Annotated in this window: 3 rRNA genes; all 3 read right to left on the bottom strand. The window is 54.4% G+C overall.

Annotated elements, in window-relative coordinates:
• Positions 1-6: 6 nt before the first annotated feature.
• Positions 7-123, bottom strand: a 5S ribosomal RNA gene (gene rrf / locus KOE53_RS13415).
• Between the two features lie 170 nt (positions 124-293).
• Positions 294-3,407, bottom strand: a 23S ribosomal RNA gene (locus KOE53_RS13410).
• A gap of 410 nt (positions 3,408-3,817) precedes the next feature.
• A 16S ribosomal RNA gene (locus KOE53_RS13405) occupies positions 3,818-5,343 on the bottom strand.
• The 16S, 23S and 5S rRNA genes sit together here, the layout of an rRNA operon.
• Between the last annotated feature and the right edge of the window lie 501 nt (positions 5,344-5,844).

Below are 5,844 nucleotides of genomic sequence, written 5' to 3'. Positions count from 1 at the left end.
AAAGAAGTCCGGCGGTGTCCTACTCTCCCACAGGGTCCCCCCTGCAGTACCATCGGCGCAGTCAGCCTTAGCTTCCGGGTTCGGAATGTTTCCGGGCGTTTCCCTGACGCTATAACCGCCGTAACACTATTGACCTGTCAAACCCAACCACACAAACACACCAACCAGGACAAGTACACACTCCGAAGAGCATGGACCACACCGGTCAGGGTGGGTGGTTGTGGCTTGACCGTACGTCAAGAACCACAAAGTGGACGCGAAACATCAAAACACACATCAGAGGTGATGGAAGTGAAATCAAGCCATCGGCTTATTAGTACCGGTCAGCTCCACACGTTACCGTGCTTCCACATCCGGCCTATCAACCCAGTAGTCTACTGGGAGCCTCTCCCGGGCTAAACCCGGATGGAAATCTCATCTTGAGGCCGGCTTCCCGCTTAGATGCTTTCAGCGGTTATCCATTCCGAACGTAGCTAATCAGCGATGCCCTTGGCAGAACAACTGACACACCAGAGGTTCGTCCAACCCGGTCCTCTCGTACTAGGGTCAGATCCTCTCAAATTTCCGACGCACGCAGCGGATAGGGACCGAACTGTCTCACGACGTTCTAAACCCAGCTCGCGTACCGCTTTAATGGGCGAACAGCCCAACCCTTGGGACCTACTCCAGCCCCAGGATGCGACGAGCCGACATCGAGGTGCCAAACCATGCCGTCGATATGGACTCTTGGGCAAGATCAGCCTGTTATCCCCGAGGTACCTTTTATCCGTTGAGCGACAGCGCTTCCACAAGCCACTGCCGGATCACTAGTCCCGACTTTCGTCCCTGCTCGACCTGTCAGTCTCACAGTCAAGCTCCCTTGTGCACTTACACTCGCCACCTGATTGCCAACCAGGTTGAGGGAACCTTTGGGCGCCTCCGTTACTCTTTAGGAGGCAACCGCCCCAGTTAAACTACCCATCAGGCACTGTCCCAGAACCCGATTAGGGTCCGTAGTTAGATATCCAGAATGACCAGAGTGGTATTTCAACAATGACTCCACCTGAACTAGCGTCCAAGCTTCACAGTCTCCCACCTATCCTACACAAGTCACACCGAATACCAATACCAAACTGTAGTAAAGGTCACGGGGTCTTTCCGTCCTGCTGCGCGTAACGAGCATCTTTACTCGTAATGCAATTTCGCCGAGTTCATGGTTGAGACAGCTGGGAAGTCGTTACGCCATTCGTGCAGGTCGGAACTTACCCGACAAGGAATTTCGCTACCTTAGGATGGTTATAGTTACCACCGCCGTTTACTGGGGCTTAAATTCAGAGCTTCGCTTGCGCTAACCCCTCCTCTTAACCTTCCAGCACCGGGCAGGCGTCAGTCCGTATACATCGTCTTGCGACTTCGCACGGACCTGTGTTTTTAGTAAACAGTCGCTTCCCACTGGTCTCTGCGGCCATCACACCCTTTCGGAGTAAATCCTAATAGGCGGATGGCCCCCCTTCTCCCGAAGTTACGGGGGCATTTTGCCGAGTTCCTTAACCATGATTATCTCGATCTCCTTAGTATTCTCTACCTGACCACCTGAGTCGGTTTGGGGTACGGGCGGCTAAAACCTCGCGTCGATGCTTTTCTTGGCAGCATAGGATCAATGACTTCGCCCCTACGGGCTCCCCATCAGCTCTCAGCCTTATATGAGCAGCGGATTTGCCTACTGCTCGGCCTACAACCTTAGACCGGGACAACCATCGCCCGGCAACATCTACCTTCCTGCGTCACACCTGTTAATACGCTCACCACCCCAGTCCGGGTTCGCAGCTTCCCCTCCCGTTCAACCCGAAGGCATCCCGAAAGCTTCCATTGCTTAGCACTACTGGTTAGGTCTTTGACGGTTTTTCGCCGGTACGGGAATATCAACCCGTTGTCCATCGACTACGCCTGTCGGCCTCGCCTTAGGTCCCGACTTACCCAGGGAAGATTAGCTTGACCCTGGAACCCTTGGTCTTCCGGAGGACGGGTTTCTCACCCGTCTTTCGCTACTCATGCCTGCATTCTCACTCGTGTGGCGTCCACGGCTGGTTCACACCGCCGCTTCACTCGCCACACGACGCTCTCCTACCCATCCATACGGCTGGACCACGAAGGCCTACCAATAATATGAATGCCACAATTTCGGTGGCGTGCTTGAGCCCCGTTACATTGTCGGCGCGGAATCACTTGACCAGTGAGCTATTACGCACTCTTTCAAGGGTGGCTGCTTCTAAGCCAACCTCCTGGTTGTCACAGCAACTCCACATCCTTTTCCACTTAGCACGCGCTTTGGGACCTTAATTGGTGATCTGGGTTGTTTCCCTCTCGACAATGAAGCTTATCCCCCACTGTCTCACTGCTGCGCTCTCACTTACCGGCATTCGGAGTTTGGCTGACGTCAGTAACCTTGTAGGGCCCATCGGCCATCCAGTAGCTCTACCTCCGGCAAGAAACACGCAACGCTGCACCTAAATGCATTTCGGAGAGAACCAGCTATCACGAAGTTTGATTGGCCTTTCACCCCTATCCACAGCTCATCCCCTCAGTTTTCAACCTAAGTGGGTTCGGTCCTCCACGCGCTCTTACACGCGCTTCAACCTGGCCATGGATAGATCACTTCGCTTCGGGTCTAGGACATGCGACTGAATCGCCCTATTCAGACTCGCTTTCGCTACGGCTACCCCTCAAGGGTTAACCTCGCCACATATCGCTAACTCGCAGGCTCATTCTTCAAAAGGCACGCTGTCACAGCAACAAGGCTGCTCCAACGGTTTGTAAGCAAACGGTTTCAGGTACTATTTCACTCCCCTCCCGGGGTACTTTTCACCTTTCCCTCACGGTACTTGTCCGCTATCGGTCATCTGGGAGTATTTAGGCTTATCAGGTGGTCCTGACAGATTCACACGGGATTTCTCGGGCCCCGTGCTACTTGGGATACTCTCCACGCGGTGGGCGCATTTCGGGTACGGGATTCTCACCCTCTTCGATCGACCGTTCCAAGTCGTTCCCCTATACGCACACGCTCACGTTCACTGCTCGGCAGAACAGAACGGAAAGTCCCGCAACCCCAACCATGCAACCCCTGCCGGGTATCACACATGACTGGTTTAGCCTCATCCGGTTTCGCTCGCCACTACTACCGGAATCACATGTTGTTTTCTCTTCCTGAGGGTACTGAGATGTTTCACTTCCCCCCGTTCCCTCTACCCGCCCTATATATTCAGGCGGGAGTCACCAGGCAACCTTGCAGCCCCTGGCGGGGTTTCCCCATTCGGAAATCCTCGGATCACAGCTCGTTTATCAACTCCCCGAGGCTTATCGCAGATTACGACGTCCTTCTTCGGCTCCAGATGCCAAGGCATCCACCGTTTGCTCTTAGAAACTTGAAATCACATAAGTAATCATGTTCGCGCCAAACCCACCCCCAAAGGAGTGAAAATTCGACGCAGACCATGAAACACCACACTCTCGTGTGTGTTTCTAAAGATGCTCGCGTCCACTGTGTAGTTCTCAACGTACGGTCGGTACCGCTCCCCACCACATGAACCAACCGGTTCGGGCGAAGCCACGGCCCAAGAAACCAACCCAACACTTCCGTGCCGGCCTGGTCCCTCAGGACCCAATAACGTGCAAATGACGCAGAACTCACCACCCAAAGCGTTCCAACCGTTACCGGCGTACTTACTCCAAATGACTCGCACCAAGCCTGTCAAATATTCCAGCCGTGAGCACCCAGCACCACACATTCGGTGATGATCTGAGTATTCTGCATGACCAAACGGCCATGAGTGCTCCTTAGAAAGGAGGTGATCCAGCCGCACCTTCCGGTACGGCTACCTTGTTACGACTTAGTCCTAATCACCAGTCCCACCTTCGACGACTCCCTCCACAAGTGGTTAGGCCATCGGCTTCGGGTGTTACCGACTTTCATGACTTGACGGGCGGTGTGTACAAGGCCCGGGAACGTATTCACCGCAGCGTTGCTGATCTGCGATTACTAGCGACTCCGACTTCATGGGGTCGAGTTGCAGACCCCAATCCGAACTGAGACCGGCTTTTTGGGATTCGCTCCACCTCGCGGTATTGCAGCCCTTTGTACCGGCCATTGTAGCATGCGTGAAGCCCAAGACATAAGGGGCATGATGATTTGACGTCATCCCCACCTTCCTCCGTGTTGACCACGGCAGTATCCCATGAGTTCCCACCATTACGTGCTGGCAACATAGGACGAGGGTTGCGCTCGTTGCCGGACTTAACCGAACATCTCACGACACGAGCTGACGACAACCATGCACCACCTGTTTACGAGTGTCCAAAGAGTTGACGATCTCTCGCCCGTTCTCGTATATGTCAAGCCTTGGTAAGGTTCTTCGCGTTGCATCGAATTAATCCGCATGCTCCGCCGCTTGTGCGGGCCCCCGTCAATTCCTTTGAGTTTTAGCCTTGCGGCCGTACTCCCCAGGCGGGGAACTTAATGCGTTAGCTACGACACAGAAACCCTGGAAAGGTCCCTACATCTAGTTCCCAACGTTTACGGCATGGACTACCAGGGTATCTAATCCTGTTCGCTCCCCATGCTTTCGCTCCTCAGCGTCAGTAGTGGCCCAGAGATCTGCCTTCGCCATCGGTGTTCCTCCTGATATCTGCGCATTCCACCGCTACACCAGGAATTCCAATCTCCCCTACCACACTCTAGCCTGCCCGTACCCACTGCAAGCCCGAGGTTGAGCCTCGGGTTTTCACAGCAGACGCGACAAGCCGCCTACGAGCTCTTTACGCCCAATAATTCCGGACAACGCTTGCACCCTACGTATTACCGCGGCTGCTGGCACGTAGTTAGCCGGTGCTTTTTCTGCAGGTACCGTCACTTGCGCTTCTTCCCTACTAAAAGAGGTTTACAACCCGAAGGCCGTCATCCCTCACGCGGCGTTGCTGCATCAGGCTTGCGCCCATTGTGCAATATTCCCCACTGCTGCCTCCCGTAGGAGTCTGGGCCGTGTCTCAGTCCCAGTGTGGCCGGTCACCCTCTCAGGCCGGCTACCCGTCGTCGCCTTGGTGAGCCATTACCTCACCAACTAGCTGATAGGCCGCGAGTCCATCCCCAACCGATAAATCTTTCCAGCAACACACCATGCGGTGATTGCTCATATCCGGTATTAGACGCCGTTTCCAGCGCTTATCCCAGAGTCAGGGGCAGGTTACTCACGTGTTACTCACCCGTTCGCCACTCATCCACCAGAGCAAGCTCTGGCTTCAGCGTTCGACTTGCATGTGTTAAGCACGCCGCCAGCGTTCGTCCTGAGCCAGGATCAAACTCTCCGTAAATGAAAAGTGCATACAACCCGGGGAAAAATCCGGACTGCAGCGAGTTTGATTCTGACAAAGATACGAACCATAGACCCTGCCAAAGCAGCGCCATCTGGCTCTTGTATCGTTATCCAATAAAAAAGGAACATCTACACCCACTCCGAAGAGCAGATGATGAGGTTCAAATAAATGGTATTTGACATTTAGTGCACGTTATTGAGTTCTCAAGGACCAGACACCCCCCGTACACACCCGAAGGCTTCCGAAAGGCAACTTCCCTAACTTACCACACCCTGAACACGACCTCAACCCGAAGGCGAGCCGCACCAGTGCGAGCAAAGCAGGCGAACCACTATCTTACCCGGTCGAACCATCAGGTTCAAGACCAGCGAGACCAGCAATTCATTGTCACGTTCGCAACCGGGCCACATTCCGTGTCCCGCACTGCCGTGCTGACAAGGGATAACATTACGTTCGATCCGGCCCGCGGGCAAATCACGCCCCGCCGCCGGGCGTGTC

Source organism: Leucobacter sp. CX87 (assembly GCF_018682295.1).
Taxonomy (GTDB): Bacteria; Actinomycetota; Actinomycetes; order Actinomycetales; family Microbacteriaceae; genus Cx-87.
Note: the sequence above shows the minus strand (reverse complement) of the source record. Positions and strands in the feature narration are given on the sequence as shown.